The sequence below is a fragment of the Staphylococcus devriesei genome, from assembly GCF_002902625.1.
Lineage (GTDB): Bacteria > Bacillota > Bacilli > Staphylococcales > Staphylococcaceae > Staphylococcus > Staphylococcus devriesei.
This window is the reverse complement of record NZ_PPRG01000120.1, coordinates 1-223: the sequence shown is the minus strand read 5'-3', so window position 1 is coordinate 223 and position 223 is coordinate 1. Positions and strand designations below refer to the sequence as shown.

Below are 223 nucleotides of genomic sequence, written 5' to 3'. Positions count from 1 at the left end.
TCTGCGTCTGCATCAGAATCTGCGTCTGCATCAGAATCTGCGTCTGCGTCAGAGTCTGCATCTGCGTCAGAGTCTGCATCTGCGTCAGAGTCTGCATCTGCGTCTGCATCAGAATCTGCGTCAGAGTCTGCATCTGCGTCTGCATCTGCGTCTGCGTCTGCATCAGAATCTGCTGGATCTACTACATCTGATACACCGTCGTTATCTTTGTCTGTCATTGTTG

General features: G+C 51.1%; 1 protein-coding gene. It reads right to left on the bottom strand.

Annotated elements, in window-relative coordinates; translation table 11 throughout:
* Nucleotides 1-223, bottom strand: a 223-nt coding sequence (locus tag CD147_RS12645) for a hypothetical protein (RefSeq protein ID WP_206185160.1), incomplete at both ends; no start/stop codon positions are given.